This window comes from Vibrio sp. 811 (assembly GCF_033339195.1).
This window is the reverse complement of the sequence record NZ_JAWOUB010000360.1, coordinates 1-729: the sequence shown is the minus strand read 5'-3', so window position 1 is coordinate 729 and position 729 is coordinate 1. Positions and strand designations below refer to the sequence as shown.

The 729-nt window shown below is 43.6% G+C and carries 1 protein-coding gene; it reads right to left on the bottom strand.

All coding sequences use genetic code 11. The annotated features are described in order from the left end of the window. Window positions 1-33: 33 nt before the first annotated feature. The coding region (locus R7Q46_RS26865) for an IS3 family transposase (RefSeq protein WP_213971182.1) at window positions 34-729 on the bottom strand (696 nt) is incomplete at its 5' end.

Sequence of the window (729 nt, the reverse complement as noted above, 5' to 3'; positions counted from 1 at the left end):
TGACCCGTCCTGATATGGGTTGACACTTTTTAACTAAAACGCTCGATGTACTTCATCGGGCGTTTTGTATTTTAAAGCCGTATGAGGCCTCATTTGATTATAGATATCTACGGACTCTGCTACCATCGTCCTTGCTTCTTTCAGATCTTTCGGTTTCTTCAGCAAGAGCTCCATTTTGAGTATCCCATTTACACGCTCAGCTAAAGCATTCTGATAACAGTCATACCCGTCAGTCATTGAGCAAGTCACTCTATGTTTCTTATGGATATCTTGATATTCCTTCGAACAGTATTGTGAGCCTCTATCTGAGTGGTGTATTAGCTTTTCTTCACTCTGCCGTTGCCTGAGAGCTGAGATAAATGCCCGCTTAACTGATTGAGTTTTCATGTTGTCATCCACATAAAAACCAACAATCTTCCTTGAATAAGCGTCTGTAACCAAGCTGAGATAACTCTCTCCATTTTGAGTTGGCAAGTAAGTAATATCAGCAACCCACAGTTGTTCTGGCTTCGTTGGTGTCAGCCCATCTTTCACTTTGTTTGGGTGACAGAAAAATCGATGACGGCTGTCAGTCGTTCGGTGATAGGCTCGTCTTGCTCTCACTAACAGCCGATGCTTTCTGAGAAGTTCAAAGAGCTTATCGCGACCTATTTGAATGCCCTTTGTTGCTGCTAAGAACTTCAGTTTACGCGTGCCAATGCGTGGCTGCTTCAGCCTGACTTCACGGAC